Origin of the sequence: Streptomyces sp. NPDC014734 (assembly GCF_043083325.1) — a bacterium.
In the GTDB taxonomy this organism is placed as follows: domain Bacteria; phylum Actinomycetota; class Actinomycetes; order Streptomycetales; family Streptomycetaceae; genus Streptomyces.
The window spans coordinates 280414-306042 of sequence record NZ_JBIBYN010000001.1 but is presented as its reverse complement, the minus strand read 5'-3'; the positions used below and the strand labels follow the sequence as shown (position 1 = coordinate 306042).

Below are 25629 nucleotides of genomic sequence, written 5' to 3'. Positions count from 1 at the left end.
GCGGGCGGGGCGGGGCGAAGCAAGGAGGGGGATTGCGGTGGGGCAGACGCAGGGGACAGCGTTCGAGGCGAAGCGAGTCTTCCTGTATCGTGCGCCGCTGGCGTCGCGGGCGTCCTCGGCAGACCCCCGGGCACCGGACGGCGGTGGTCTGCGCGTGCCCGCCACGGGCGGTCCCCGGTCCCTCGACGCCTGTGCCGAACTGCTCATGTCGGTCTCCTCCGACAGTGTGCTGCGCGAGGCCCTCGAACTCGCGTCACCCAGCCTCGGTGCCCTGGTCCGACGCGTCACCGAGCACGGTGCCGCCGGTGTCAGGGCGGGCCAACTGCGGCGGGCCGCGCTCGCCGTGCTCCGCTACGACATCAGGATGCGGACCCGGCCGACCCCCTTCGGCCTGTTCGCGGGGGTCGCCCGCGGACGTTTCGACTCCGCAGCCAGGGCCGAGCACGGCTCGGTACATCGCACCCGCACCCATGTCGACATGCAGTGGCTCACCCGGATCGGTCACCGGCTGGAATGCGATCCGGCTGTCCTGGCCACGCTCACCGTCCAGGCCCACCAGGCCCTGGTTCCGCGCGGCGACCGACTGGTCCTCACCGCCCCCTCCACGCAGGGCGTGCCCCCGGGAGAGGACGGCGGGGGCCGCTCCACCGTCTCCGTGCGCAGGACCCCGGTCGTCGAACGGGCCGTCGTCGAGGCCGCCACACCCCTGCCGTACGAGGAACTGGTCCGCCGCACCGTCGGGGCGTTCCCCGGCGCACCCCTCGAACGGGTACGCGGCCTGTTGGCCGAACTGGTGCGACAGGAGATCCTCATCACCGGACTGCGCCCGCCGCTGGACGGCGGCGACCCGTTGCACCATGTCCTCGGCCTGCTCGTCGCGGTCACCGCACCGTCCGCGGAAACCCTCCGGGTGCGCGACGGGCTGCGGGCCGTGGACGAACAGCGGCGGGCGTACGACGCCCGGCCCATCGGCGCCGGACACGAACAGTTGGGCCGGCTGCTGGGCACCGCGCGGTCGGTGGAGCCCGACGACACGCCCCTGCACGTCGACACCCGCCTCGACGCCGTGGTGCGCCTGCCCTACGCGGTGCGCGACGAGATCGAGGCAGCCACCGGCGCGATGTGGCGGCTCTCGCGGCCGAAGCTCGGTCTTCTCGCGCTGCGCGACCACCACCGCCGGTTCCTCGACGTGTACGGCGCCGACCGGCTGGTACCCGTCCTGGAACTCCTGGACCCGTCGACCGGACTCGGCGCACCCGCCGGCTACGGCTGGCCCAACAGCGAGGCACCGCCGACATCGCCCGAGGTTCCCCGCACCGCCCGCAGGGATCGGGCCATGGCGCGGCTCGTGGCCGCCGCGCAGCGCGCCGGACGGCACGAGGTGGTTCTCGACGACGCGGACCTCGGCGAACTGTGCCACGACACGGCCGACCGTGCCCACACGCCCAACTCCTGCGAGGTGACGGTGCAGGTCGTCGCCCCCTCGGTGGAGGCGCTCGACGAGGGCGAGTTCCTCGTCTTCCTCTCGCCCTCGCCCGGATCGCACCGGGCAGGTTCCACCTTCGCCCGGTTCGCCGACCAACACCCCGACTGGAGGGACGAGTTCGCGTCCGTGCACCGCGACAACCCGGTGCACGTCCAGGACGCCGTCGCCGTCGACCTCGCCTTCCGGCCCCGTTCGGGCCGGGCCGCCAACCTCGCGCACACCGCCCCCGCCACCGGCCGCCGTATCGGTGTGGGCCTCCCCGACGCGCCCGACACCGAGGAACTGCGTCTTGCCGACATCGGTATCGGCGCCACCCTCGACCGGCTGACGGCCGTGCACATGCCCACCGGTCGCGAGATCGTGCCGGTCCTCGGCAACATGGTCAGCGCACCCGCCCAGGCCCCCAACGCCGTCCGGTTGCTGTGGGAGATCGGGCTGGAGGGGCAGCGGCTCTGGGAACCCTGGAGCTGGGGCCCGTTCGCCGACGCGCCCTTCGTCCCCCGGGTGCGCCACGGACGGTTCGTGCTGGCCTCCGCGATCTGGCGGTTGGACCGGATCCGGTCACGGGCCCGGGAACTGCGCGCGAGGGACGACAGGGGGCGGGACGCCGACTGGGAGCACACGGTCGCCGACTGGCGGGCCGACTGGGACGTACCGCGCCGGATCCTCGCGGTCACCGCCGACCAGCGGCTGCTGCTCGACCTCGACGACGCCTGGCACCGGGAGCTGCTGCTCGACCAGGTGCTGCGCCATGAGGACCTGATCGCCCAGGAGGTCCCCGGCGCGTACGAGGGCTGGCTGGACAGTCCGCTCGCCGGGCACACCTTCGAGGCGGTCGTCCCGATGACACGACGGGAGACGGGTCTGCCCCGCCGAAGGCCGTACGGCGGACCCCGTCGCCCCACGCCGTCCGCAGGGCCCGTGCTCCACGCGGACTCCGCCACACGGGACGTGACTCACGCGCGGTCCGGAACACCGGAGATGCCCCGTTCGCGGTCCGGAACGCCGGAGGTGTCTTCCGCGCGGTCCGGCACGCCGGACGCACGCCCTCCGGCCGCCGGGGGCGTGAGCACCCCTCGCACACCGGACGCCCCGCGTGCCGCCCGCGCCCCTCGTACCGTGTACGGCCTCGGCGACGAGTGGCTCTACCTCAAGCTGCACGGTTCCGTCCGCACCCAGGACGACCTGCTGCGCGACCGGGTTCCGGAACTGGTCGACCTGGCCGGGCGGCACGGTGCCGACCGTTGGTTCTTCGTCCGGTACACCGACGACCGCGGCCACCACCTGCGGCTGCGGCTGCACGGAGCATGTCCGCGGACGTTGTGGGCCGCCGCCGCCCCGGCGGTCGGTGCGCTGCTCCGGCAGTGGCAGCGGGACGGGCTGCTGCGCGGCCACACCCTCGCCCAGTACGAGCCGGAGACCGAGCGGTACGGCGGCCCGGCGGCCCGGGACGCGGCCGAGGACGTCTTCCGGTACGACAGCGAGGCCGCCGTCGAGCTGCTGCGTGTGGCCAAAGCCCCCGAGAACGCCTACGACGTCGACGACCTCGCGGTCATCTCCTGCGCCGCCCTGGCCCACGCCTTCGGGGTGCCAGGGCCCGGGGGCCCGCGCGGCACCGGCGGCTACGGCGACGACGCCGCCGCGACCTGGCTGTCCATGACCGGCGCGCGGCGCGATCTGCCCGGGGCCTTCCGCGCCCGTTCCGCGCGCTGGCGCGAACTCGTCGATCCCTACGACGGCTGGCCCACCCTCGCGGCCGATTCCCTCGGTACCCGTGTCCTCGAAGCCCTGAGCCCGCGCGACCGGGCGGTGCGCAGACTCGCCGCATGCGTGCGGTGCGCCGGGGAGACGGCGGAGGGCCGGGTCGTCGGCAGCCTGCTGCACATGGTGTGCAACCGGCTCTTCGGCGGTTCGGGCGCCCGCGAACTGACCGTGCTCGGCATCGCCCGCGGCGCCGTGCAGGACCACGCCAACCGTCGGAGGCACCAGCCGTGAAACCTGCCGCAGCCCACCGCGACGACGCCCCCGCCGCCACCCCCGGGACGTCGGCCCCGTCGGCGGCCCGCGCGACGGACACGGCCCGGACCCGCGCGCCGCGCGAGCCCCGTGCCGCCGACGGGCCCCCGTCGGCGGACACATCCCCGGACACGTCCCCCGGCCCGGACCGGGCTGTCCGTCTCGTCGCCGAGCGGCTCGCCGACCCGGAGCACGTCGCCCGGGTGGCCTCCCGGGACGGCAACCGCGACCCCGTCTACGACGCCGTCATGTGGGGCCCGTCGACACTCGCCAACGGCCTTCCGGGCACCGCTCTGCTGTACGGCGAACTGGCCCGTGCCGACGAGTCCCGCAGGGAGGCCGCCCACCGCCATCTCGCGGCCGCCGCGCGTGCCACGGCCGCCGCACCGAACCGGGGCCTGTTCTCCGGACCGGCCGCGCTGCTCGCCGCCGCACAGACCTGCGCGGGACCCGAGGGGCACTACCGCTCGCTGCGCCGAAGGCTCGCCACCTGGCTGGCCGAGGACCAGACCGAGCGGCTGCGGGTCTTCCGCGCCCGAGCCCGCGCCGGTGGCCGCGGCACCGACTGGGGCGCGTACGACCTGGTCAACGGGGTTTCGGGAACGACCCGGCTGCTCCTGGACGCGGCGGCCGACCCGGCCGAGAGCGGCCCTGTCGTCGAGGCCGCGCTGGACGCCTCCCTCCGGCACCTCATCGATCTCACCGCCCCGATCCGCGTCGACGGCCACCGGGTGCCCGGATGGTGGGTGCCCGTCGGACTCCAGGTCGGCACCCGGGACCGCGAGGCCTACCCGCGCGGCGACTTCAACCTCGGCATGGCGCACGGCATCGCCGGACCGCTCGCCGTCCTCAGCACCGCGTACGAGACCGGACACGGCCCACCCGGCCTGCGCGACGCCCTCCACCGCGTGGTCGACTGGCTGCTGAGCTGGACGCTGCACGACGACGCCGGACCGTACTGGCCCGCCCGGGCCGGCTGGGACGACGAGGTGGCGCCGCGCCGCCCACGACGGCTGTTCACCCGCACTGCCTGGTGCTACGGCACCCCGGGCGTCGCCGCCGCGCTCCTGAGGGCCGCTACCGCGCTGGACCGGCCGGACTGGCGCGCCGCCGCCGTCGACGCACTGCGGGCCGCGCTGAGGCGCGACGAATCGGCGTGGGCGATCGAGGGGCCCACCGTCTGCCACGGCTACGCAGGCCTGCTGCGTGTCGTGGCCCGGGCGGCCGAGACGACCGGAGATCCCGAACTGAGGGCCGGGCAGCTGCGCCTGACGGACAAGGTGCTGGAATGCCTCGACGACGACGCGCCGTTCGCGTTCCGTCACCTCATGCGCTTCCCGGCCGCCGCCCGCTCACCCGTACCGCACCGTGCCGTCGACGCCGCGGGCATGCTGGAGGGTGCGGCGGGCGTCGCCCTGGCCCTGCTCCCCGTCTCCCGCGAACCCCTTCCGTGGGACCGCACCCTGGGGCTGGCATGACCGGGCGGCCGCCGGAGCCGGACGAGCGGACGGAGACCCCCGCCTTCGAGGTCGCCGACCTCGTCGTGCGCCACGGCGGGGTGACCGCCGTGCGGGGGGTGTCGATCAGTTCGCCGCCGGGCCGGGTGACCGCCCTGCTCGGCCCGAACGGTGCCGGGAAGTCAAGCCTGCTGGGTGTTGTGTCGACCGCTGCCCGACCCGACGCGGGAACGGTCCGTGTCTTCGGCCACGACATCCGCGAGGCGCCGGCGGCCGCCCGCCGCCGCCTCGGGCTGGTCTTTCAGGAACGCACCCTGGACAAGGAACTCTCCGTCGAGCGCAACCTGTGGTTCCACGCCCGGCTGTACGGCATGAAGAGGGTGGACGCCAGGGAACGCATCGGCCTGCTGCTGGAGCTGTTCGATCTCGCCGACCGCCGCCGCAGTCCGGTCGAGGAGCTCTCCGGCGGACTCGCCAGACGGGTCGAGATTGCCCGCGCCCTGGTGCACCGGCCGGGACTCGTCATCCTGGACGAGCCGACCAACGGCCTCGATCCGGCCGCACGCGCCACCGTCTGGGGCGATCTGCTGCGGCTGCGCCAGGAGCTGGGCGTCACCGTCCTGTACGCGACGCACTACATGGACGAGGCGGAGTACGCCGACGAGATCGTCATCCTGCGGCAGGGCCGGATCGTCCGGCGGGGCGCCGTCGACCGGCTCAAGGGCGGCCTGGACGCGTCCCGCCTCGTGGTCGGCTCCGCGGACGACGAGGCCGCCGCCCGGCAGCTGCGCGCGGCCGGCTTCGAGCCGTTGACCGAGCCGGGCGGTGTCGCGGTGCACTGTGCCGATCCCGAGGCCCGGATCGCGGAAGTGGTGCGGGCGCTGGACGTCCCGGCTCTCACCGTGTCCGTGCACCGTCCGTCCATGAACGATGTCTACCTGGCGGCGGCCGGGCAGGCCGAAACGCACCGGCGGCCGGAGGGGACGATCACACCGTGACCGTGACGACCGCCCGCGCGCGGACCTCCGACGCGGCCGACGGCGGCCGACCGCGGGTGGCCCTGCGCGCCATCGGCGTCATCGCCCACCGCGATCTCCTGCGGCAGGGCAAACGCCCAGGTGTGCTGCTCAGCCAGGGGGTGCAGATCCTCTTCTTCGTCCTGGTGTACGCGGTCGGCTTCGACGGAATGATCGGTTCGGTCGGTTCCGTGCCGTTCAGCGCCTACGTTTTCCCCGGCATCATCGCCATCCAGGTCGTGTCGATCGGCGTCGCCTCCGGTCAGACGTACGCCTGGGACCGCGAGTACGGTGTGCTGCGCGAACTCCTCGTCGCCCCGGTGCCCCGGATCTGCCTGCCGCTGGGCAAGGTCGTCGCCGGGGCGGGGACGGTGACGGTGCAGAGCGCGGTGATGCTCGCGTTCTCCCCGCTGATGGGCGTGGAGCTGACGTTCGGCCGGTTCGCCGCCGCGCTCGGCTGTTATGCGCTGGCCGCCACCGTGTTCAGCGTCATCGGCCTCTGTCTGGCCACCGTCATCACCCGCGTACAGACACTCCAGGCGACCGTCCAGCTCGCTATGTTCCCGATGCTGTTCCTGTCCGGATCGGTCTTCAGCCCGCAGGACGTCCCGGCCTGGCTCGGCTGGATCATGCACGTCAACCCCATGACGTACGCGGTCGATCTGGCCCGGCAGACCCTGCTGGACGGCGGTGGTCTGCTGTCGCCCCAAGCGGATCTCGGGGCGCTCGCGGCGATCCTCGCCGTCGCGTTGACGGTGCTGCGGCTGCGGAGCGGACGATGAGCGGCACGCCAGGGGACGACGACACCGACTGGCCGGTGCTCCCGGCATACGGCGGGGACCCGTCAGCGCCTGCGCCCGAGCCCGTGCCCGCGGACGGGGGGCGTGGCGAGGCGGCCGGGCAGGTGCTGACAGGTGCGCTGCGCTGGATCGACGCGCATCTGGAATGGTTCGAGCCGCGGCGCTGGGAGGAGTTTCTGCCCCGCCGCCCCTTCCGGCCCGGCCCGCTCCTCGAACTCCTGGGACTGGTCAGGGTGCTGGACCGGTCGGGCATCGTCCCCGTCACCGCGTCCCTGCCCGGCCGTGTACTCGCTCTTGCCGAACAGGCGGTCCGTGAGCCGGAGTTCGTGCGCGGACTGCACCGGGGTGACACCTTCTTTCCCTACCACCTCAACCTGACCGCACTCCTGGATCTGCTCGGACGCCCGCACCCCGCGCTCCGCGCGGCCTGCCAGGCTCTGCTGGCGGCGGACGCGGGCGGCCACTGCCGCCCGTACAAACCGGTCCTCCCCAGGATCGAACTGCGCTACTTCGTCGACCGGGGCGGCTTCACCGCCCCCGACCGGCTGCCCGGCATCGGACCGCTCTACCGGCAGAGCGTCGCGGCCACGGGCGCGGACGTTCTCCAGCTCACCGTCGACGAGACCTACGCGCTCACCCATGTCCTCCTCTACGCCACGGACTTCGGCCGTCACGGCCGACTTCCCTGCCGGAGTGACGCGGTGAGCGAGGTGCGCGAGACCGTACGGGTCCTGCTCGGCGTCCACCTCGCCAGGAGCAGTCTGGACCTTCTGGCGGAACTGCTGCTCTGCGACGAGGCGTTGGACGACGGACGCGGCGACGGACAGGCCCGGTCAAAACCGTGGAGACGGGCGGGCTGGAACGCGCTCGCCGCCGCGCAGCGCGCGGACGGCGCCGTACCCGGTCCGGTGCACCGTCCCGGCATCCTGGCAGGTCTGACGGGCGACAAGGCCAGGGCCTATCTCTTCGGCACCTGCTATCACACCACGCTCGCGTCCGCGCTCGCCGCCGCCGCGCGAAAGCCGGACGCCGCGCCACAGCACGGTCCGCGGCAGGTGTCGGGGCCGGCATCGGGCCCGACGGCCGGGGACGTCCCCGGCCCCGTCGGCTTTCCGTTTCCCCGTGCGTGTCCCGAGGAGGTCCGGCAGTGGGCACGGCGGGCGACCGACGCGGCCCGGTCCGCCCCGGACGCCGTGCGCGCGGAACTGGCCGCGTGCCTCGATCCCCTGCTGGTGCTCGCGGTTCAGGCGCATGACCGGGGTGTGCTGGCAGAGGTCCTGCGTGCCGCCGAGCGCCTCGGTCACGGGGACGGGGCGACGGTGCGGTCGGCGGCGGCCCTTCTTGCCGCCCGGGGCAACACCTGGAGCGGCGACGAGTGGTGAGGCGGATACGGACGTGCTCGTTCCGATGCGGCAGCGACAGCGACAGCGACGGCCACGGCCATGGTGAAGGCGATGCGAAGGCAACGGCGACGGCGACGCCGAAGGCGAAAGCCACAGCGACGGCGGTGCGAAGACAAAGGAAGGCCAAGGAGGGCGAAGGGAGGCGAAGGAAGGCGAAGGCGATTGCGAAGTTCGGCGCGAGGACGAGGGGGCGCCGGCTCATGGCTCGCCTTGTCGGGCGAGAGGCCGGGGGAGAGGTCGGGGCGCGGGTGACCGTGATGACCTAATTCGACCGAGCGTATACGTGAATTGATCACTTCTGCCGGTGCCCCGGCAAGGATGCCCCGGGTCGGGCACATTGAGTACATGACCGGTTACGAAGACAGGCTCCCCGGATATCTCACCTTCCGGGTTTCTCCCCAGGAGGGCCCCATCGCGGCCTTCGCCGAGCAGGAGGCGTGGCAGGCGAGGGAGCTCTATCCCAACCTGCTGGGGGTGGGACTTGGCGAGTTCTTCCACGCGAGAGAACACGACGCCGGCGGCTGGGAGTTGTCCGAGTACGGTACCGATACGCCGCAGGGCGCCAGGGATTCCCTCGGGTCGTACTTCCGCAGGCGGGCCGAGGAGGCCCGGGAGGCCGACGACACGCAGGGGCAGAAGGCGTGGATGGCCGCCGCATCGCGGATGGACCGCGAGGTCGTCGACGATCTCGGCGTCCACGGCGAGCGTTTCCGGATCGTGCGTGCCTCGAAGTTCATCCGTATGGGGCGCAGCGGTCCCGAGGGGCCTCGTCCCTCCGACCCCGATCAGGCGGAGGTCGGCGAAGCCTACCGGGTGCGGTCCCGGACCAAGGGGTTCATCGTCGACCCCTACGTCAGTACCGGGTTGTCCGACAGCCTGTTGAAACTCGATCTCGTGCAGTTCGTCGGCTCTTCCCCCGGGGCGCCGAAGGAGGTGCGCGACGACGCGGTGCGGGCGGCCCGGCGGTATCCGGGCGGTGTGCTGCTGCCGGCGGTCTTCATGATCTCCGAGCGGGAGGACGGGCAGTGGAAGGCACACAATCCCGGAGCGTCGGACGCGACGCCGCAGGGAGCCCGCGACAGCCTGGGGTCTTGGCTGCGGGTGATGGCGCCGTTCACCCTGAGGCTCTCGGACGAGATGCGGGCGGAGTACGCGCGGGCGGCCGACGGACTGGACGAGAAGCGCAGGAACAACCTCCTCGTGGACGGGGTCAGGTACCGCATCACCCGGGTCGAGCGGATGGTTCGCGTCGGTCCCGACGGCCCGGAGGGACCGCGGCCCAGCGACTACGATCCCGAGCCCCCGGTGGAGGTCCACACCCGGCAGCTGAAGGAACAGGGGCTGTGGAAGGAGCCCAACGACGACGAGCCGATCGAGTTCGACGAGCGCACCCTGGAGCTCAAGGAACTGTGGGACCAGGAGGAGGTCCGTCGCGCGGCGGCCAAGGAGCGCAGGAAGGGCGGGAGCCGCGCCTGAGACGCTGCTCCGCGCGGTGAGCCGGACGCGTCCGCTCAACGGGGCAGGGGCCATGGGCCCGGGCTGTTCCGGACGGGCCGCGGGAGGCGTTCACCGCCGTCGATCCGGGGCCGAGTGCGACCGCACGACGGTCGCACACCCGGTCTCGCCGGGCCGGGCAGCCGGGCAGCCGGGGCTCGGGCGTGGGCTCCGGGGCCAGGCCGGTCCGCCGGGCCCGCCCGGCCGAGGACGTGCGGTCCGGCACCGGGCCGGGACCGCGTTGGGACGTCGGGGCTCTTCCCGGAGGCCGTGTCGGTGATTCGTCCGCGATTCGCCGGTGACTCGTCGGCGATCCGGCTCATCCGGGGCGTCGCGAGCAGCCCATCCCCGCGATGCCGGGACTCCTCGGCCAGTACGCCGATCGTGTGATGACGAGAGCGCCTGGCCCCGTACGAGGAGGAGATCTCACCTGTGCGGGGCCCGGGGCCGTCCTCAGCACTCGATGATGTTCACCGCGAGCCCGCCCCGCGCGGTCTCCTTGTACTTCACGCTCATGTCCGCACCGGTCTCCTTCATGGTCTTGATGACCTTGTCGAGGGAGACCTTGTGGCTGCCGTCGCCGCGCAGTGCCATCTTCGCCGCGGTGACGGCCTTGACCGCGGCCATGCCGTTGCGTTCGATGCACGGGATCTGGACGAGACCCCCGACCGGGTCGCAGGTCAGGCCGAGGTTGTGCTCCATGCCGATCTCGGCGGCGTTCTCGACCTGCTCGGCGGTGCCGCCGAGGACCTCGGCGAGGGCGCCCGCGGCCATGGAGCAGGCGGAGCCGACCTCGCCCTGGCAGCCGACCTCGGCGCCGGAGATCGAGGCGTTCTCCTTGAAGAGCATGCCGATGGCTCCGGCGGCCAGGAGGAAACGGACCACGCCGTCCTCCTTCTCCGTCTCCGTGGCACCACCGGCCGCGAAGTTCATGTAGTAGTGCAGCACCGCCGGGATGATGCCCGCGGCGCCGTTGGTCGGCGCGGTCACGACACGGCCGCCCGCCGCGTTCTCCTCGTTGACCGCCATGGCGTAGAGGGTGATCCACTCCATCGCGTGGGCCTGCGGGTCGCCCTCGGCGCGGAGCTGGCGGGCGGTGGTGGCGGCGCGGCGGCGGACCTTGAGGCCGCCGGGCAGGATGCCCTCGCGGGACATGCCGCGGGCGACGCACGCCTGCATGACGCGCCAGATGTCCAGCAGGCCCGAGCGGATCTCGTCCTCGGTGCGCCAGGCCCTCTCGTTCTCCAGCATCAGCGAGGAGATGGACAGGCCGGTGTCCCGGGAGAGCCGCAGCAGTTCGTCGCCGGTACGGAAGGGGTGCTTCAGCACGGTGTCGTCGAGGACGATCCGGTCCTCGCCGACCGCGTCCTCGTCGACGACGAAGCCTCCGCCGACCGAGTAGTACGTCTTCTCCAGCAGGAGTGCGCCGTCGCGGTCGAAGGCGGCGATCGTCATGCCGTTGGCGTGGTAGGGCAGGGCCTTGCGGCGGTGCAGGACCAGCTGTTCGTCGGCGTCGAAGCCGATCTCGTGCATGCCGAGCAGATTGATCCGGCCGGTGGTGCGGATCCGCTCCACCCGGTCGTCGGCGGACTCCACGTCGACGGTGCGGGGCGACTCGCCCTCCAGGCCGAGCAGGACGGCCTTGGGGGTGCCGTGGCCGTGCCCGGTCGCCCCGAGCGAGCCGTACAGTTCCGCGCGTATCGAGGCGGTGTGGGCGATCAGGCCCTCGTTCTTCAGCCGGCGCGCGAACATGCGGGCGGCGCGCATCGGGCCGACCGTATGGGAGCTGGACGGGCCGATGCCGATCGAGAACAGGTCGAAGACCGAGATGGCCACGGGAGACTCCTCAGGGGTTGGTAGACGCCGTTGTCTGCCGGGTGGTGCGGGACGGGCCGATCGGCCCGGCGTGCGGGGGCAAGGGATGGGGCACCGCGCACACCGACCAGTGTGCGCGGTGCCCCGTCCGAAGAATGGCGGACTGTGTCCATTCTGTATCGGATCGCTCCGGTCTGTTATTCCGGAGTGTGCCGTTTTTCTCCCGGACGACCCCGGGTGTTTCCCGGATCGCTCCGGTGCGGACGCGTCCCGGAGACCGCCGTGCGCGGTCTCCGGGCCGGATCAGCTCAGGCCGGGGTACAGCGGGAACTTCTCGGCGAGCGCGACGACGCGGGCCTTCAGCGCGTCCGCGTCGTAGGACGGCTTGAGCGCGGCGGCGATGATCTCGGCGACCTCGGTGAAGTCCTCGGTGCCGAAACCGCGGGTCGCCAGGGCCGGCGTGCCGATCCGCAGACCCGAGGTGACCATCGGCGGTCGCGGGTCGTTCGGGACGGCGTTCCGGTTGACCGTGATGCCGATCTCGTGCAGCCGGTCCTCGGCCTGCTGGCCGTCCAGCTCGGAGTCGCGCAGGTCGACGAGGACCAGGTGCACGTCCGTGCCGCCGGACAGCACGGAGACACCGACCTCGGTGACGTCCGGCTGGACCAGGCGCTCGGCGAGGATGCGGGCACCGTCCAGGGTGCGCTGCTGGCGCTCCTTGAACTCCTCGGTCGCCGCGACCTTGAACGAGACGGCCTTGGCCGCGATCACGTGCTCCAGCGGACCGCCCTGCTGGCCGGGGAAGACGGCCGAGTTGATCTTCTTGGCGAGTTCCTGCGTCGACAGGATGACGCCGCCGCGCGGGCCGCCCAGGGTCTTGTGCGTGGTGGTCGTGACGACGTGGGCGTGCGGCACCGGGTTGGGGTGCAGGCCCGCCGCCACCAGACCGGCGAAGTGCGCCATGTCGACCATCAGGTACGCGCCGACCTCGTCCGCGATGCGGCGGAAGGCGGCGAAGTCCAGCTGACGCGGGTACGCGGACCAGCCGGCGACGATCAGCTTCGGCTTGGTCTCCTTGGCCAGGCGCTCGACCTCGGCCATGTCCACGAGACCGGTGTCGTCGACGTGGTAGGGGACCACGTTGTAGAGCTTGCCGGAGAAGTTGATCTTCATGCCGTGGGTCAGGTGACCGCCGTGGGCCAGGTTCAGGCCCATGATCGTGTCGCCCGGCTTCAGCAGCGCGAACATCGCGGCGGCGTTGGCCTGCGCGCCGGAGTGCGGCTGGACGTTCGCGGCCTCGGCGCCGAACAGCGCCTTGATCCGGTCGATGGCGATCTGCTCGACGACGTCGACGTGCTCGCAGCCGCCGTAGTAGCGGCGACCGGGGTAGCCCTCGGCGTACTTGTTGGTGAGGACGGAGCCCTGGGCCTCCATGACCGCGACCGGAGCGAAGTTCTCCGAGGCGATCATTTCGAGGGTGGACTGCTGTCGGTGGAGCTCGGCGTCGACGGCGGCGGCGACGTCCGGGTCCAGCTCGTGAAGGGAGGAGTTGAGAAGCGACATCAGGTGGTCCCTTGGGGTCTTTAGTTGCCGGAGAACTCGGTGTACTCGTCGGCGGAGAGCAGGTCCTCGGGCTCCTCCGCGACACGTACCTTGAACAGCCAGCCGCCCTCGAAGGGGGCGGAGTTCACCAGCGACGGATCGTCCACGACGTCCTGGTTCGCGGCGGTGATCTCGCCCGTCACCGGCGAGTACAGATCGCTCACCGACTTGGTCGACTCCAGCTCGCCGCAGGTCTCGCCCGCGGTCACCGTGTCACCGACCTCGGGGAGCTGCGCGTAGACGACGTCGCCGAGGGCGTTGGCGGCGAACTCGGTGATGCCGATCGTGGCCACACCGTCCTCGACGGCCGACAGCCACTCGTGCTCCTTGCTGTAACGCAGCTGCTGGGGGTTGCTCATGACCTGAATTCTCCTGTACGTGGGGCAGTGCTGATGAACGGTGGTCTTACGGTGTGAGACGCGACTGCGTCACTTTCGGGACGGGCGGACGCCGAGTTCCGGCGTCGGGCGTCGCCGGATGGCGTCGGTGGTGTGGGGCGGTGTCGGGCGTGGTGCCGATGTCGGCCCGTGGGGTTCGTGCGGCGCCGGTGTCACTTCTGGCGCTTGTAGAACGGCAGGGCCACGACTTCGAGCGGCTCGTGGTTGCCCCGGATGTCCACGCCGACGCCCTCGGTGCCGGGCGCGGCGTGCGCGGCGTCCACGTACGCGATCGCGATCGGCTTGCCCAGGGTGGGGGAGGGGGCGCCCGAGGTGACCTCGCCGATGACCTCGCCCCCGGCCACCACGGAGTAGCCGGCGCGCGGGACCCGGCGGCCCTCGACGATCAGCCCGACCAGCTTGCGGGGCGGGGCGGACTCGGCGCGCTCGGCGGCGGCCCTCAGCGCCTCGCGGCCGACGAAGTCGCCCTCCTTCTCGAACTTCACGACCCGGCCGAGCCCGGCGTCGAACGGGGTCAGCTCGGTGGTCAGCTCGTGGCCGTAGAGCGGCATGCCCGCCTCCAGGCGCAGCGTGTCGCGGCAGGAGAGGCCGCACGGGACCAGGCCGTGCGCGGCGCCCGCCTCGGTGAGAGCCTTCCACAGCCCCTCGGCGTGGGAGGGGTCGACGAACAGTTCGAAGCCGTCCTCGCCGGTGTAGCCGGTACGGGCGATCAGCGCGGGAACCCCGGCGACCGTGCCCGGCAGCCCGGCGTAGTACTTCAGGCCGTCCAGGTCGGCGTCGGTGACGGAGGCCAGGATGGCGGGGGACTCGGGGCCCTGGACGGCGAGCAACGCGTACGCGTCGCGGTCGTCGCGCACCTCGGCGTCGAAGCCCTCGGCCCGGGCGGTCAGCGCGTCCAGCACGATCTGGGCGTTGCCCGCGTTGGCGACGACCATGTACTCGGGGGCGTCGGCCCCGCCGAGCCGGTAGACGATCAGGTCGTCCAGGATGCCGCCGTCCTCGGCGCAGATCATCGTGTAGCGGGCGCGGCCGGCGGCGACGGTGCCGATGTTGCCGACCAGCGCGAAGTTCAGGAAGTCCACGGCCTGCGGGCCGGTGACGGTGATCTCGCCCATGTGGGACAGGTCGAAGAGACCGGCCCGGGTGCGGACGGCCTGGTGTTCCTCGCGCTCGCTGCCGTACCGCAGCGGCATGTCCCAGCCGGCGAAGTCGGTCATGGTCGCGCCCAGCGAACGGTGCAGGTCCTGAAGGGGGCTGTGGCGCGAAGCACCTTCGGGCAGGGTGGTGCTGGGAGACGGGTGGGCGGTCTGGCGGGGTGCGGTGCTCATGGATGTGGCTCCCGGGGCATGACGACGAGGACGGACCCTCCCCATCTGTCATCGGAACCTGAGAGGTTCGCCGAGAGCCCCCGAAGGGTTCGGCTTGCACCTTGGGTGGAGCCGCGAAGCGGCCCGCTTTTCAGATCTGCCTCATCCGTGCGGTACGGGGCCTGAGAGATTCAAGGGAGGAACTTGCTCCTTCGGCGCCCGGCACATGCAGTGACCGGAACTCTCCCGCGCGGATTCAAGCGGCCTTTATGCAGTTGGCGGGGTCATCATCGCACGCATCGCGCCGGAGCGGGGCGCCGGTCCCGGACGGAAACCGACCGGGGGTCCCGTGCCGGATCCGACGGCGTGGACGGTTGTGTCGCATTACCTTTTCTTTACACTTCGGCGCATGGGTGGACACCCGACAGGGGGAGCGCGATGACGTTACGGCGGTATGCGACGAGCGCCGGGACCGCCGGCGGTGCGATGCCCGCGCAGCCCGGGGGCCCGGCCGCGGAATCGCTCGACCGGCCCCCGCCCGTCGTGCGCGACCTGCGGCGGCGCGGCGGGCGGGCCCCGCGCGTCCTGCGCTTCGCCGCGGGCGACGTGGTGGTGGTATCCGGACTTCCCGGCAGCGGCAAGTCGACACTGATCCGGCGGGTGACCGCGGTCCGCACCGTCGACTCCCAGAACACCCGGGACCGCTGGGCGCGGCTGATGCCCCGCCCGCTGCCCTACGCCCTCTACCGCCCGCTCGTCCGCCTCGCCCACTACGCGGGGCTGTGGAGGGCCCTGCGCTCCGGGGAGTCCGTCGTCGTCCACGACTGCGGAACCCAGGCCTGGGTGCGCCGCTGGCTGGCCCGGCACGCGCGGCGGCGGGGTCGGGCCCTCCACCTGCTGCTGCTCGACGTCACGCCGCAGACCGCGCGGGAGGGCCAGCGGGAGCGCGGCCGGGGCGTTTCCGGGTACGCCTTCGCCCGGCACCGCAGGGCCGTCGGCAGGCTGCTGCGGGACGCCGGGAACGGGCTGCCGCCGCCCGGCTGCGCGTCGGTGGTGCTGCTGGACCGGGAGGCGGCCGGGCCGCTGCGCCGGATCGTCTTCGCGGACGTTCCACGCGGATTCGGGGGACCGTCCGGGACACCCGCCACGGCCCCGACCGAGACGGGCGGCGAGGTCGCGGCCCTCGGCGCCCGTGCCTTCGCCCCGGACGCGCAGGAACCGGACCCCGCTCCCCGTTCCGCCACCCCTCGTGGGCGGGGTCGCTAACCTTCTGCGGTGACGACCCCATCCCCGACGGACGCCGCGACGGGCGTGGGTGAGGTCGTGAGGCTCGGGCGAGAAGGGGAAGCAGTGGACATTCCGGGACAGGTCCAGTCCCATCCGCAGCACGGATGGCCGGCCAATGAGCTCGAAGAGGTGCTGATGGCCTCGGTGGGCGCGGCGGAGGCCGGCGGGCGCCTCGTCGAGGTGCTCGGACGCAGTCAGGTCTGGGTGCCCCTGCCGAACGGCGGCGGTCCCGAATCGGCCGACCTGGACCTGCCGACGCTGGAGATCGACGGCGCCGCGTTCGTTCCCGTGTACAGCTCCGAACAGCAGTTCCTCAGCTGCGTCGGCAACCAGATGTCCTTCGCCGTCGCGCCCGCCCGCGACTTCGCCCGCGGCCTGCCCCCGCAGCTCGGCATCGCCGTGAACCCCGGTGGCGCGGTCGGGGTGCCGGTGCCGCCGCCCGCCGTGGCCGAGCTCTGCCGGGCCGGACGCACCCCGCTGGACGGAGCGGCGAGCGGGGGCCGGGTCCGCCTGTACGAACCGGACTGGCAGGAGGAACCCATCGACTTCCTCTCCGCGGCGGCCGGTGAGTTCGAGGAGAGCGGCGTCGTACTCACCGCCCGCCGGGCGCTGGCCAGCGTCGAGGGCGGTGAGCCCGTCCTCTTCGTCGGCGTCGAGCTGTCCACCTGGGACGGTTCCGCCCAGAGCGCCCCGATGGACGCGCTGGGCCGGGCGCTGGGCCGCGTGGCGGTGCCCTGGCCGGTGAATCTGGTCCTGCTCGACATGACCCAGGACCCGGTCGGCGACTGGATGCGGGACAGGCTCCGTCCGTTCTACCGGCGCGCGGAACGGTAGCGCGCGAGGGTGGTGCGGGGCGTGGAACGGTGGCGCGGGGCGCGTGGCGCGCGGACCGGCCCGCGGCGGCCGGAGCGGGGCACCGTACCGGCCCGAGGCGTCAAGCCGGTGTCAGTACCGGCGCCTAAGCTGGTTTGATGGCGGGTGCCATGGCATCCGCCGCTCCCGTGTGCCCCGGGAGCGGCGGGCCGGCACAGTGGATCGAAGAGGGGGGCGGGACCAGGTGAGTGCGTCAGGCACCGCGGCGGCCGGACAGGTCGAGCACATGCTGCGCCAGGTGACGCCCGGGCGCTACGACGCGTACGAGGCGCTGCTCCAGGCCCTCGCGGACGGCCGGATCTGGATGCTCCTCTGGCACGGCCGCGCGGGTTCGCCCGACGCCCAGTACGGGAACATGGAGATCGACGGCCTCGGCTACGCCCCCTGTGTGACCTCCGCCCAGGAGCTCTCGGCCAGCGGCTGGAACCGGGCCCACGAAGTGGTCACCGGCCACGACATCGCCCGCGCGCTGTTCCCCGACCGCTGGGGGATCTGGCTCAACCCGCACGCCCCGGGCGGCGGTGTCGGCATCCCCTGGCTGGACCTGCGCCGGATCGCCACCGGCCTCGACCGGATGCCCGCCGGCCCGCTCCGGCTCACCGAACCGGCCATCGAGATCCCGCAGTTCTACGCCCTGCTGTCGCAGAACGCCCATCACACCCCCGCGATCCGTTCGCTGCGCCGCGCCTGGGTGCAGCCCGCGCTCGGCACGCCGTACCTCGCCATCGGCCTCGACCTGTACGACACCAGCCGCCCCTCCGTCGACGCGGTGCGCGCGATGATGCAGCAGTCGGTGGGGGCGGTCCCGGAAGGGCTGCCCGTCTCCACCGTCGCGATGTCCGACGAGTACGACCCGGTCGCGATGTGGCTGCGCGCCAACTCCCGCCCGTTCTACGACCGCGAGGCCCACGTGCCGGCGGCCGGGTACGGCTATCCGCCGTCGCGGAGCGCGTACTGAGCCCTGCGGGACGCGTATCCGTTCCCGCAGGACGCGTATCCACTCCCGCGGAACGCGAGCCGCGATCCGCCGCGCGCCCCGTACGGCCGCCCGCACGGCGGCTGCCGAGTCCCTTCCGGGTGCCTCGACCGGCCCGGGCGTGCGCCGCAAGTCACCTCGTCCGAAGGTAAGTTGTATCCGCCCGGTACCCGGAACGCGGATGTACGTCCGCGATGCCCGGATCAGATGTCACATGACTCGCATGTCGAGGAATCTCCGCTCTGGTGCCGCCTGGTGATGAAAGCTGGACGTATGGGGGGCGACGTCCCGTTGAACCTCAACTGACCTGTGTTCGACGGGCGTTCACGTGCGTCCGGATAACGGAACACACTGGACCGCATCACGGTTAGGCATCCATTCGCCTGTCGGTATGGCTACGTCGCGCGCCCGCAATGAAGACTCCCGCAGCAAGGGCGTCTTGCCGCCTCTGCGTACGACTGACTGATCCGCGCCGCCACAGCGGCCAGTTCGGCCCGGCCACCGCCGGTTGAGAGGGGTCCTTGCCACGATGACGGCACCACTGCACGAGCCGACCACGGAAGCGGATCCGCACACGACCGGTGGTCCCGCGGCCGACTCCGGGGCGAAGAAGGTCGAGGGACGGTCCCTCAAGCAGATCGCCTGGAACCGTCTCAAGCAGGACAAGGTCGCTCTGACGGGTGGCATCGTTGTCCTCGTCCTGATCGCGGTGGCGGTCTTCGCACCGCTGATCGTCGGTCTGCTGGGACATCCGCCCAACGACTTCCACCAGGACAAGCTCGATCCGCTGACCAACCTGCCCACGGGCTCCCTCGGCGGCGTGAGCGGAGACTTCCTCTTCGGCGTCGAGCCCAACAAGGGCCGGGACGTGTTCAGCCGGATCGTCTACGGGGCCCGGATCTCGCTGCTCGTGGCGTTCCTGGCGGCTCTGGTCGCCGTGGCCCTCGGCACCCTCTTCGGGATCATCGCCGGTTACTTCGGCGGCTGGATCGACGCGGTGATCAGCCGGGTGATGGACGTGCTGCTCTCCTTCCCGCAGCTGCTCTTCATCATCTCCCTGGTCTCGGTCCTGCCCGACGACCTCCTCGGCCTCACCGGCAGCGGGGTGCGGATCGCCGTACTCGTGGCCGTCATCGGCTTCTTCGGCTGGCCGTATGTGGGACGCATCGTCCGGGGGCAGACGCTCTCGCTGCGCGAACGCGAATACGTGGAGGCCGCCCGGAGCCTCGGCGGCGGGCGCGGGCACATCCTCTTCCGTGAACTGCTGCCGAACCTCGTGGCGCCGATCACCGTCTACGCGACGCTCATGATCCCCACCAACATCCTCACCGAGGCGGCCCTGAGCTTCCTCGGCGCCGGTGTCCGGCCGCCGACGGCCTCCTGGGGCGGCATGCTGCGCGACGCCCTGGAGACGTACGAGCACGACCCGATGTTCATGGTCTTCCCCGGCGTGACGATCTTCATCACCGTACTGGCCTTCAACCTCTTCGGGGACGGGCTGCGCGATGCCCTGGACCCCAAGGGGACCCGATAGACCCGATAGCCCACGACTTGCCCCTGCCGCACTGTCAGGTGGCTCTTCCCATGGTTCTCCGGCAAGCAACGGCCTGGGACCTCGATCTCGGAGGTTGCGAGAAATGTCCACAGTTTCCACGAAACGACGGCTCACCGCTGGTGCGGCCCTCGTGGTCGCGGCGCTGATGACCACCACGGCGTGCGGCGGCGGCGACGGCGACAGCGGCGACAGCAAGGCGAAGGCCGCCGGTTACAACGCGGCGTTCAACAAGGTCGCCAACCCGTCCGCCAAGAAGGGCGGGACGCTGAAGATGGTCGGCAAGCAGGACCTGGACTCCGCCGACCCCCAGCGTGCCTACTACGGCATGGTGTGGGACTTCATGCGCTTCTACACCCGTCAGCTGGTCACGTACGACACCAAGCCGGGCGTCGCCTCCACCAAGCTGGTCGGCGACCTCGCCACCGGCCCCGGTGAGATCACGGACGGCGGCAAGACGTACACGTACAAGCTGCGCGAGGGGCTCACCTGGGAGGACGGCTCCAAGCTGACCTCCAAGGACATCAAGTACGGCATCGAGCGCATCTGGGCGACGGACACCATCACCGGTGGCCCGCAGTACCTGAAGCAGACGCTGGACCCGAAGGGCGAGTACAAGGGCCCGTACAAGGACTCGTCGCCGGACAAGCTCGGCCTGAAGGCGATCGAGACGCCCGACGACAACACCATCGTCTTCAAGCTGCCCAAGCCCAACGGTGACTTCGAGCAGTTCCTCGCCATGCCGTCCGGCTCGCCCGTGAAGGCGTCGGAGGACACCAAGGCCAAGTACACCCAGCGGCCGTTCTCCTCGGGCCCGTACAAGTTCGAGTCGTACAAGCCGAACAAGAGCATCGTCCTGGTCCGCAACGACAAGTGGCAGAAGTCCTCGGACCCGGTCCGCGCCGCGCTCCCGGACAAGATCACGGTGACGATCTCCGCCAACCTGGAGGAGAACGACAAGAAGCTGATGGAGGGCGACTACGACGTCGACCTCAACGGCACCGGCATGACCCAGTCCGGCCGGGTCACCGCCATCCAGAAGTACAAGGACAGCGTCGACAACATGCAGACGTCCTTCGTCCGCTACGTCGCGCTCGTCCACACCGCGAAGCCGTTCGACGACGTCCACTGCCGCAAGGCCGTCTTCTACGCCACGGACTTCGCCGCCCTGCAGCAGACCCGCGGTGGCGAGGTCGCCGGTGGCGGGATCGCCAACAGCACCCTGCCGGCCTCCATCAAGGGCCACAGCGACTACGACCCGTACGGCGTCCTCGCCCGCAAGGGCAAGCCGGACGTGGCCAAGGCCAAGGACGAGCTGAAGCAGTGCGGTCACCCGGACGGCTTCTCGACCAAGCTCACCGCCCGCAACAACAACCCGGGCGAGGTCGACACCGCAGAGGCGCTCCAGGCGCAGCTCGCCAAGGTCAACATCAAGGTCTCGGTCGACCCGATCAACGGCGCCGAGGCGTCCAGCATCACCGGCTCGCCCTCCGTCGTGAAGCAGCGCGGCTACGGCATGACGATGAGCGGCTGGGGCCCGGACTTCCCGTCCGGCCAGGGCTTCGGCCAGCCGCTGTGGGACAGCCGGTTCCTCTCGGAGACCGGTAACTACAACGAGTCGCAGCTTGAGGACCCGAAGATCGACAAGCTCTTCGACGACGCGATCGCGCAGACCGACCCGGACAAGGCCGGCGAGATCTACGCGCAGCTCGACAAGCTGATCCTCGACCAGGCCGACTGGCTGCCGTTCATCTACGAGAAGAACATCACCTGGCGCGGCAACCGACTGACGAACGTCTACATGTCCGACGCCTACAACGGCCGTTACGACTACGTCTCGCTCGGCGTCGTCAAGTAGTCGCTGCAGCCAACAGCACCCGCAGTCGACCCCGTCGACTGCCAAACCGCCGCCGAAACCCGCCAGTCCGAAGGGCAGGTGATGGCCGGGGCGGTGGCCGGGGCCCCACGAGGGGCTCCGGCCACCGCCGGGCCGCGCACAGTGCTTGCTTATCTCATCCGGCGCCTGTTCGCCGTAGTCATCATGGTGCTCGTCGTACTGCTCGCGACCTTCACCATCTTCTTCATGCTGCCCAAGTGGGCGGGTCAGGACGTCGCAGTCCTCTTCGCCGGCAAGGCCTCCGGAGCCGAGCAGCTCGCGGGCATCCGGATCAAACTGGGGCTCGACCAGCCCCTCCTCGTCCAGTTCTGGGACTTCGTCAAGGGCATCCCGATGGGGCGCGACTACGCGAACGGTGACGACATCACCCACTGCGCCGCGCCCTGCTTCGGCTACTCCTTCCGCACCGAGGTGCCGGTCTGGACCACCCTCAAGGACGCCCTGCCCGTCACCGGCGCGCTCGCCGCCGGCGCCTGCGTGCTGTGGCTCATCGGCGGTGTCGCCACCGGTGTCGTGTCCGCGCTGAAGCGCGGCACCTTCTGGGACCGGGCCGCGATGACCACCGCCCTCGGCGGTGTCTCCCTGCCGATCTTCTTCACCGGCATGGTCGCGATGGGCCTCTTCGTGCACACCCTGGGCTGGGTGCACATCGCCGACAACCTCTCCACGGACGACGGCATCGGTGTCTGGTTCCAGACCCTGATCCTGCCGTGGATCGTGCTCGCCTTCCTGAACGCCGCGATGTACGCCCGCCTCACCAGAGCCACCATGCTCGACGTGCTCGGCGAGGACTACATCCGCACCGCGCGCGCCAAGGGCCTGGGCGAGGGCACCGTCATCACCCGGCACGCGCTGCGGTCCGCGATGACGCCGATCCTCACCGTGTTCGGCCTGGACATCGGCGTGCTCCTCGGTGGCGCCGTCCTCACCGAGTCCACGTTCAACCTGCCCGGTCTCGGGCTCGCGGCCGTCCAGGCCATCAGCGACAAGGACCTGCCCGTGATCCTCGGCGTCACGCTGTTCGCGGCGCTCGCGATCGCCCTCGCCAACCTCGTCGTCGACATTCTGTACGCCGTCATCGACCCGCGAGTGAGGCTGGGATGACCGAACTGCACAGGAGCGGTGCCGCGTTGGGCGAGCCCACCGACCGCTCGCCCGCCCCCACCGCGTTCCTGGACGTGCGCGACCTCAAGGTGCACTTCCCGACCGACGACGGTCTCGTCAAGTCCGTGGACGGGCTCAGCTTCACGCTGGAGAAGGGCAAGACCCTCGGCATCGTGGGCGAGTCCGGTTCGGGCAAGTCCGTCACCTCCCTCGGGATCATGGGCCTGCACACCGCCGGCCAGTACGGCAAGCGCAAGGCCCGGCTCTCCGGCGAGATCTGGCTGGACGGCAAGGAACTGCTGTCCGCCGACCCCGACGAGGTGCGCAGGCTGCGCGGCCGCGACATGGCCATGATCTTCCAGGACCCGCTGTCCGCGCTGCACCCGTACTACACGATCGGCAAGCAGATCGTGGAGGCGTACCGGGTCCACCACGACGTGGACAAGAAGACCGCCCGCAAGCGCGCGATCGAGATGCTCGACCGGGTCGGCATCCCGCAGCCCGACAAGCGCGCCGACAGCTACCCGCACGAGTTCTCCGGCGGGATGCGCCAGCGCGCGATGATCGCGATGTCGCTGGTCAACAACCCCGAACTGCTGATCGCCGACGAGCCGACGACCGCACTGGACGTCACCGTCCAGGCCCAGATCCTCGACCTGATCCGCGACCTGCAGAAGGAGTTCGGCTCCGCCGTCATCATCATCACCCACGACCTGGGCGTCGTCGCCGAGCTCGCCGACGACCTCCTGGTGATGTACGGCGGGCGCTGCGTCGAGCGCGGACCGGCCGAGAAGGTGTTCTACGAACCCCGCCACCCCTACACCTGGGGCCTGCTGGGATCGATGCCGCGCCTCGACCGCGACCAGACCGACCGGCTCATCCCGGTCAAGGGCTCCCCGCCGTCACTCATCAACATCCCGTCCGGCTGCGCCTTCAACCCGCGCTGCCCGTACGCGGACGTGCCCAAGGACGACGTGACCCGCACCGTACGGCCCGAGCTCCAGGAGGTCGGCAGCCGGCACTGGGCGGCCTGCCACATGTCGCAGGAGCAGCGGGAGCGTATCTGGACCGAAGAGATTGCGCCCAAGCTGTGAGCGAGGAAAAGGCCGTGACGAGCCAGGACAAGGGTGTGGACGTTCCCGTTCCCGGGCAGCGGGCCGCCGGGGACGCGGCGTCGGAGGGCAGGGGCACCGCCTCCCCCGAGGTGCTGCTCAGGGTGACCGGGCTGCAGAAGCACTTCCCCATCAAGAAGGGGATGATGCAGCGCACCGTCGGCGCCGTGAAGGCGGTCGACGGGATCGACTTCGAGGTGCACTCGGGCGAGACCCTCGGCGTCGTCGGGGAGTCCGGGTGCGGAAAGTCGACGATGGGCCGGCTGATCACCCGGCTGCTCGAACCCACCGCGGGGGAGATCGAGTTCGAGGGGCAGGACATCACGCACCTCGGTGTCGGCGCGATGCGTCCGATGCGCCGGGACATGCAGATGATCTTCCAGGACCCGTACTCCTCGCTGAATCCGCGGCACACGATCGGCACGATCGTGGGTGCCCCCTTCAAGCTGCAGGGCGTCACGCCCGACGGCGGCGTCAAGCGGGAGGTGCAGCGGCTGCTGGAGGTGGTGGGCCTCAACCCCGAGCACTACAACCGCTACCCGCACGAGTTCTCCGGCGGCCAGCGCCAGCGCATCGGGATCGCCCGCGCGCTCGCGCTCAAGCCCAAGCTCGTCGTGGCGGACGAGCCGGTTTCGGCGCTGGACGTCTCCATCCAGGCGCAGGTGGTGAACCTGCTCGACGACCTCCAGGCCGAGCTGGGCCTGACGTACGTGATCATCGCCCACGACCTGTCGGTCGTCCGGCACGTCTCGGACCGGATCGCGGTGATGTACCTCGGCAAGATCGTGGAGCTGGCCGACCGCGAGTCGCTCTACAAGGCGCCGATGCACCCGTACACCAAGGCGCTGCTCTCGGCGGTCCCGATCCCGGACCCGAAGCGCCGGTCGGCCAAGAGCGAGCGCATCCTGCTCAAGGGCGACGTGCCGTCGCCGATCTCGCCGCCCAGCGGCTGCCGCTTCCACACCCGGTGCTGGAAGGCGACGGAGACCTGCAAGACGCAGGAACCCCCGCTGGTCTCGCTGCGGACCGGACACCAGGTGGCCTGCCACCACCCGGAGAACGCACCGGACCAGGTGCCCGGGGAGGCGGTGACGGCGGCGGCGCGCGAGGCGGTCGAGATCGTCTCGGTGCGGAAGGCGGAGGCCGACGACGCGACGACGGCCGACGAGGACGACGCGACGACGACGGACGGGGGCGAGGCGCCGGACGTCCCGTCGTCCGAGGGCCCCTCGTCCGCCGCTCCGACGTCGTCCGATACGCCGGAGGTCGGCCCCAAGGAGTAGTACCGGCACAATTGCCCGGTGCTCAACGAACTGTTCACGCCCTCCGTCCAGCACGCGCTCGACATCGCCGGGATCTTCGTCTTCGCGATCTCCGGCGCACTGCTCGCCGTACGCAAGAACTTCGATGTCTTCGGCATCGCGGTACTCGCCGAGGTGACCGCGCTGGGCGGAGGGCTGTTCCGTGACATCGTCATCGGGGCGGTACCGCCCGCGGCGTTCACGGACCTCGGCTACTTCACCACCCCGCTGCTCGCCGCCGCCCTGGTGTTCTTCCTGCACCCGCACGTCGAGCGGATCCAGGTGGGGGTCAACGTCTTCGACGCGGCCGGCCTCGGGCTGTTCTGCGTCACGGGCACGGTCAAGGCGTACGGCTACGGCCTCGGGCTCACCGCGTCGGCGGCGCTCGGACTGGCGACCGCGGTCGGCGGCGGCGTGCTGCGCGACGTCCTGGCCAACGAGGTGCCGTCGCTGCTGCGCTGGGACCGCGACCTGTACGCGGTGCCCGCGATGGTCGGCGCCGCGATGATCGTGCTGTGCATCCGCTTCGACGTGCTCAACGCCCTCACCAGCGGGGCCGCGGTGATCGTGGCCTTCGCACTCCGGCTGCTCGCGATGCACTTCCACTGGCGGGCCCCGCGCGCCTACAACCGGCGCTCGTCCACGGCCGAGGAGGGGTCCGCGGCCACCTGAGAGAGGCGTGGTGCCCGCCGGGACCCCGGGCCGGCTCTCTCTCCGGCCACCAAAAAGCTAC

Annotated in this window: 18 protein-coding genes, 1 pseudogene and 1 riboswitch; of the genes and pseudogenes, 15 read left to right on the top strand and 4 right to left on the bottom strand. The window is 71.4% G+C overall.

The features are described 5' to 3' along the window. Positions 1-37 precede the first annotated feature (37 nt). The 6 genes from ACF1CT_RS01380 to ACF1CT_RS01355 all read left to right on the top strand — a co-directional run bounded on the left by ACF1CT_RS01380 (position 38) and on the right by ACF1CT_RS01355 (position 9654). A complete protein-coding gene (locus ACF1CT_RS01380) occupies positions 38-3481 on the top strand; it encodes a lantibiotic dehydratase (RefSeq protein WP_391781681.1) in 3444 nt (1147 codons plus the stop codon). Next, positions 3478-4980 (top strand): lanthionine synthetase LanC family protein, encoded by a 1503-nt coding sequence (locus tag ACF1CT_RS01375; RefSeq protein WP_391781680.1) that lies wholly within the window; start codon positions 3478-3480, stop codon positions 4978-4980. The genes ACF1CT_RS01380 and ACF1CT_RS01375 overlap by 4 nt, the downstream gene beginning before the upstream one ends. Next, positions 4977-5957 (top strand): ABC transporter ATP-binding protein, encoded by a 981-nt coding sequence (locus tag ACF1CT_RS01370; RefSeq protein ID WP_391781679.1) that lies wholly within the window; start codon positions 4977-4979, stop codon positions 5955-5957. Before ACF1CT_RS01375 ends, ACF1CT_RS01370 begins: the two co-directional genes overlap by 4 nt. After that, complete coding sequence (locus ACF1CT_RS01365) at positions 5954-6757, top strand: ABC transporter permease (protein ID WP_391781678.1); 804 nt, start codon at positions 5954-5956, stop codon at positions 6755-6757. The genes ACF1CT_RS01370 and ACF1CT_RS01365 overlap by 4 nt, the downstream gene beginning before the upstream one ends. Further along, complete coding sequence (locus tag ACF1CT_RS01360) at positions 6754-8157, top strand: DUF6895 family protein (RefSeq protein WP_391781677.1); 1404 nt, start codon at positions 6754-6756, stop codon at positions 8155-8157. Before ACF1CT_RS01365 ends, ACF1CT_RS01360 begins: the two co-directional genes overlap by 4 nt. Before the next feature lie 366 nt (positions 8158-8523). After that, a complete protein-coding gene (locus ACF1CT_RS01355) occupies positions 8524-9654 on the top strand; it encodes a DUF5954 family protein (protein WP_391781676.1) in 1131 nt (376 codons plus the stop codon). Between the two features lie 471 nt (positions 9655-10125). Here the strand turns inward: ACF1CT_RS01355 and ACF1CT_RS01350 are convergent, their stop codons facing one another. The 4 genes from ACF1CT_RS01350 to gcvT all read right to left on the bottom strand — a co-directional run bounded on the left by ACF1CT_RS01350 (position 10126) and on the right by gcvT (position 14815). Beyond that, a complete protein-coding gene (locus ACF1CT_RS01350; protein ID WP_391781675.1) occupies positions 10126-11508 on the bottom strand; it encodes an L-serine ammonia-lyase in 1383 nt (460 codons plus the stop codon). Positions 11509-11790: 282 nt separating this feature from the next. Next, a complete protein-coding gene (gene glyA / locus ACF1CT_RS01345; RefSeq protein ID WP_391781674.1) occupies positions 11791-13050 on the bottom strand; it encodes a serine hydroxymethyltransferase in 1260 nt (419 codons plus the stop codon). Positions 13051-13070: 20 nt separating this feature from the next. Beyond that, complete coding sequence (gene gcvH, locus ACF1CT_RS01340; RefSeq protein WP_391781673.1) at positions 13071-13448, bottom strand: glycine cleavage system protein GcvH; 378 nt, start codon at positions 13446-13448, stop codon at positions 13071-13073. A 191-nt stretch (positions 13449-13639) separates the two neighbouring features. After that, entirely contained in the window at positions 13640-14815 is a 1176-nt protein-coding gene (gene gcvT / locus ACF1CT_RS01335) for a glycine cleavage system aminomethyltransferase GcvT (RefSeq protein ID WP_391781672.1), read from the bottom strand. Between the two features lie 140 nt (positions 14816-14955). Beyond that, a riboswitch (glycine riboswitch) is annotated at positions 14956-15053 on the bottom strand. A gap of 179 nt (positions 15054-15232) precedes the next feature. On the opposite strand from gcvT, the pseudogene ACF1CT_RS01330 reads away from it, so the two are divergent. The 9 genes and pseudogenes from ACF1CT_RS01330 to ACF1CT_RS01290 all read left to right on the top strand — a co-directional run. Then, a pseudogene (locus ACF1CT_RS01330) lies at positions 15233-15901 on the top strand (AAA family ATPase); the annotation flags it as partial. A 243-nt stretch (positions 15902-16144) separates the two neighbouring features. After that, positions 16145-16915, top strand: coding sequence for an enhanced serine sensitivity protein SseB (locus ACF1CT_RS01325; RefSeq protein ID WP_391782152.1), 771 nt, complete (start codon positions 16145-16147; stop codon positions 16913-16915). Positions 16916-17138: 223 nt separating this feature from the next. Next, complete coding sequence (locus ACF1CT_RS01320; protein WP_391781671.1) at positions 17139-17912, top strand: enhanced serine sensitivity protein SseB C-terminal domain-containing protein; 774 nt, start codon at positions 17139-17141, stop codon at positions 17910-17912. A 547-nt stretch (positions 17913-18459) separates the two neighbouring features. Further along, the gene (locus tag ACF1CT_RS01315; protein ID WP_391781670.1) at positions 18460-19464 is read left to right on the top strand and encodes an ABC transporter permease; all 1005 of its coding nucleotides are present in this window, start codon (positions 18460-18462) and stop codon (positions 19462-19464) included. Between the two features lie 103 nt (positions 19465-19567). Next, positions 19568-21340: an ABC transporter substrate-binding protein gene (locus tag ACF1CT_RS01310; protein ID WP_391781669.1), complete on the top strand. Its 1773-nt coding sequence runs from the start codon at positions 19568-19570 to the stop codon at positions 21338-21340. Positions 21341-21481: 141 nt separating this feature from the next. After that, positions 21482-22483, top strand: a complete 1002-nt coding sequence (locus ACF1CT_RS01305; RefSeq protein ID WP_391781668.1) for an ABC transporter permease — start codon at positions 21482-21484, stop codon at positions 22481-22483. Next, positions 22480-23577 carry an ABC transporter ATP-binding protein gene (locus tag ACF1CT_RS01300; RefSeq protein ID WP_391781667.1) on the top strand — a complete coding sequence of 366 codons (1098 nt, stop codon included), beginning with the start codon at positions 22480-22482 and terminating at the stop codon, positions 23575-23577. The genes ACF1CT_RS01305 and ACF1CT_RS01300 overlap by 4 nt, the downstream gene beginning before the upstream one ends. Positions 23578-23687: 110 nt before the next feature. Further along, complete coding sequence (locus ACF1CT_RS01295; RefSeq protein ID WP_391782151.1) at positions 23688-24878, top strand: ABC transporter ATP-binding protein; 1191 nt, start codon at positions 23688-23690, stop codon at positions 24876-24878. Between the two features lie 18 nt (positions 24879-24896). Continuing rightward, positions 24897-25568 carry a trimeric intracellular cation channel family protein gene (locus ACF1CT_RS01290; RefSeq protein WP_391781666.1) on the top strand — a complete coding sequence of 224 codons (672 nt, stop codon included), beginning with the start codon at positions 24897-24899 and terminating at the stop codon, positions 25566-25568. Positions 25569-25629 lie beyond the last annotated feature (61 nt).

Bases quoted from the DNA above. Each gene is read 5' to 3' on its own strand.
- gcvH (WP_391781673.1), bottom strand. From the start codon at position 13,448: ATGAGCAACCCCCAGCAGCTGCGTTACAGCAAGGAGCACGAGTGGCTG.
- ACF1CT_RS01360 (WP_391781677.1), top strand. From the start codon at position 6,754: ATGAGCGGCACGCCAGGGGACGACGACACCGACTGGCCGGTGCTCCCG.
- gcvT (WP_391781672.1), bottom strand. From the start codon at position 14,815: ATGAGCACCGCACCCCGCCAGACCGCCCACCCGTCTCCCAGCACCACC.
- glyA (WP_391781674.1), bottom strand. From the start codon at position 13,050: ATGTCGCTTCTCAACTCCTCCCTTCACGAGCTGGACCCGGACGTCGCC.
- ACF1CT_RS01370 (WP_391781679.1), top strand. From the start codon at position 4,977: ATGACCGGGCGGCCGCCGGAGCCGGACGAGCGGACGGAGACCCCCGCC.
- ACF1CT_RS01310 (WP_391781669.1), top strand. From the start codon at position 19,568: ATGTCCACAGTTTCCACGAAACGACGGCTCACCGCTGGTGCGGCCCTC.
- ACF1CT_RS01315 (WP_391781670.1), top strand. From the start codon at position 18,460: ATGACGGCACCACTGCACGAGCCGACCACGGAAGCGGATCCGCACACG.
- ACF1CT_RS01300 (WP_391781667.1), top strand. From the start codon at position 22,480: ATGACCGAACTGCACAGGAGCGGTGCCGCGTTGGGCGAGCCCACCGAC.
- ACF1CT_RS01355 (WP_391781676.1), top strand. From the start codon at position 8,524: ATGACCGGTTACGAAGACAGGCTCCCCGGATATCTCACCTTCCGGGTT.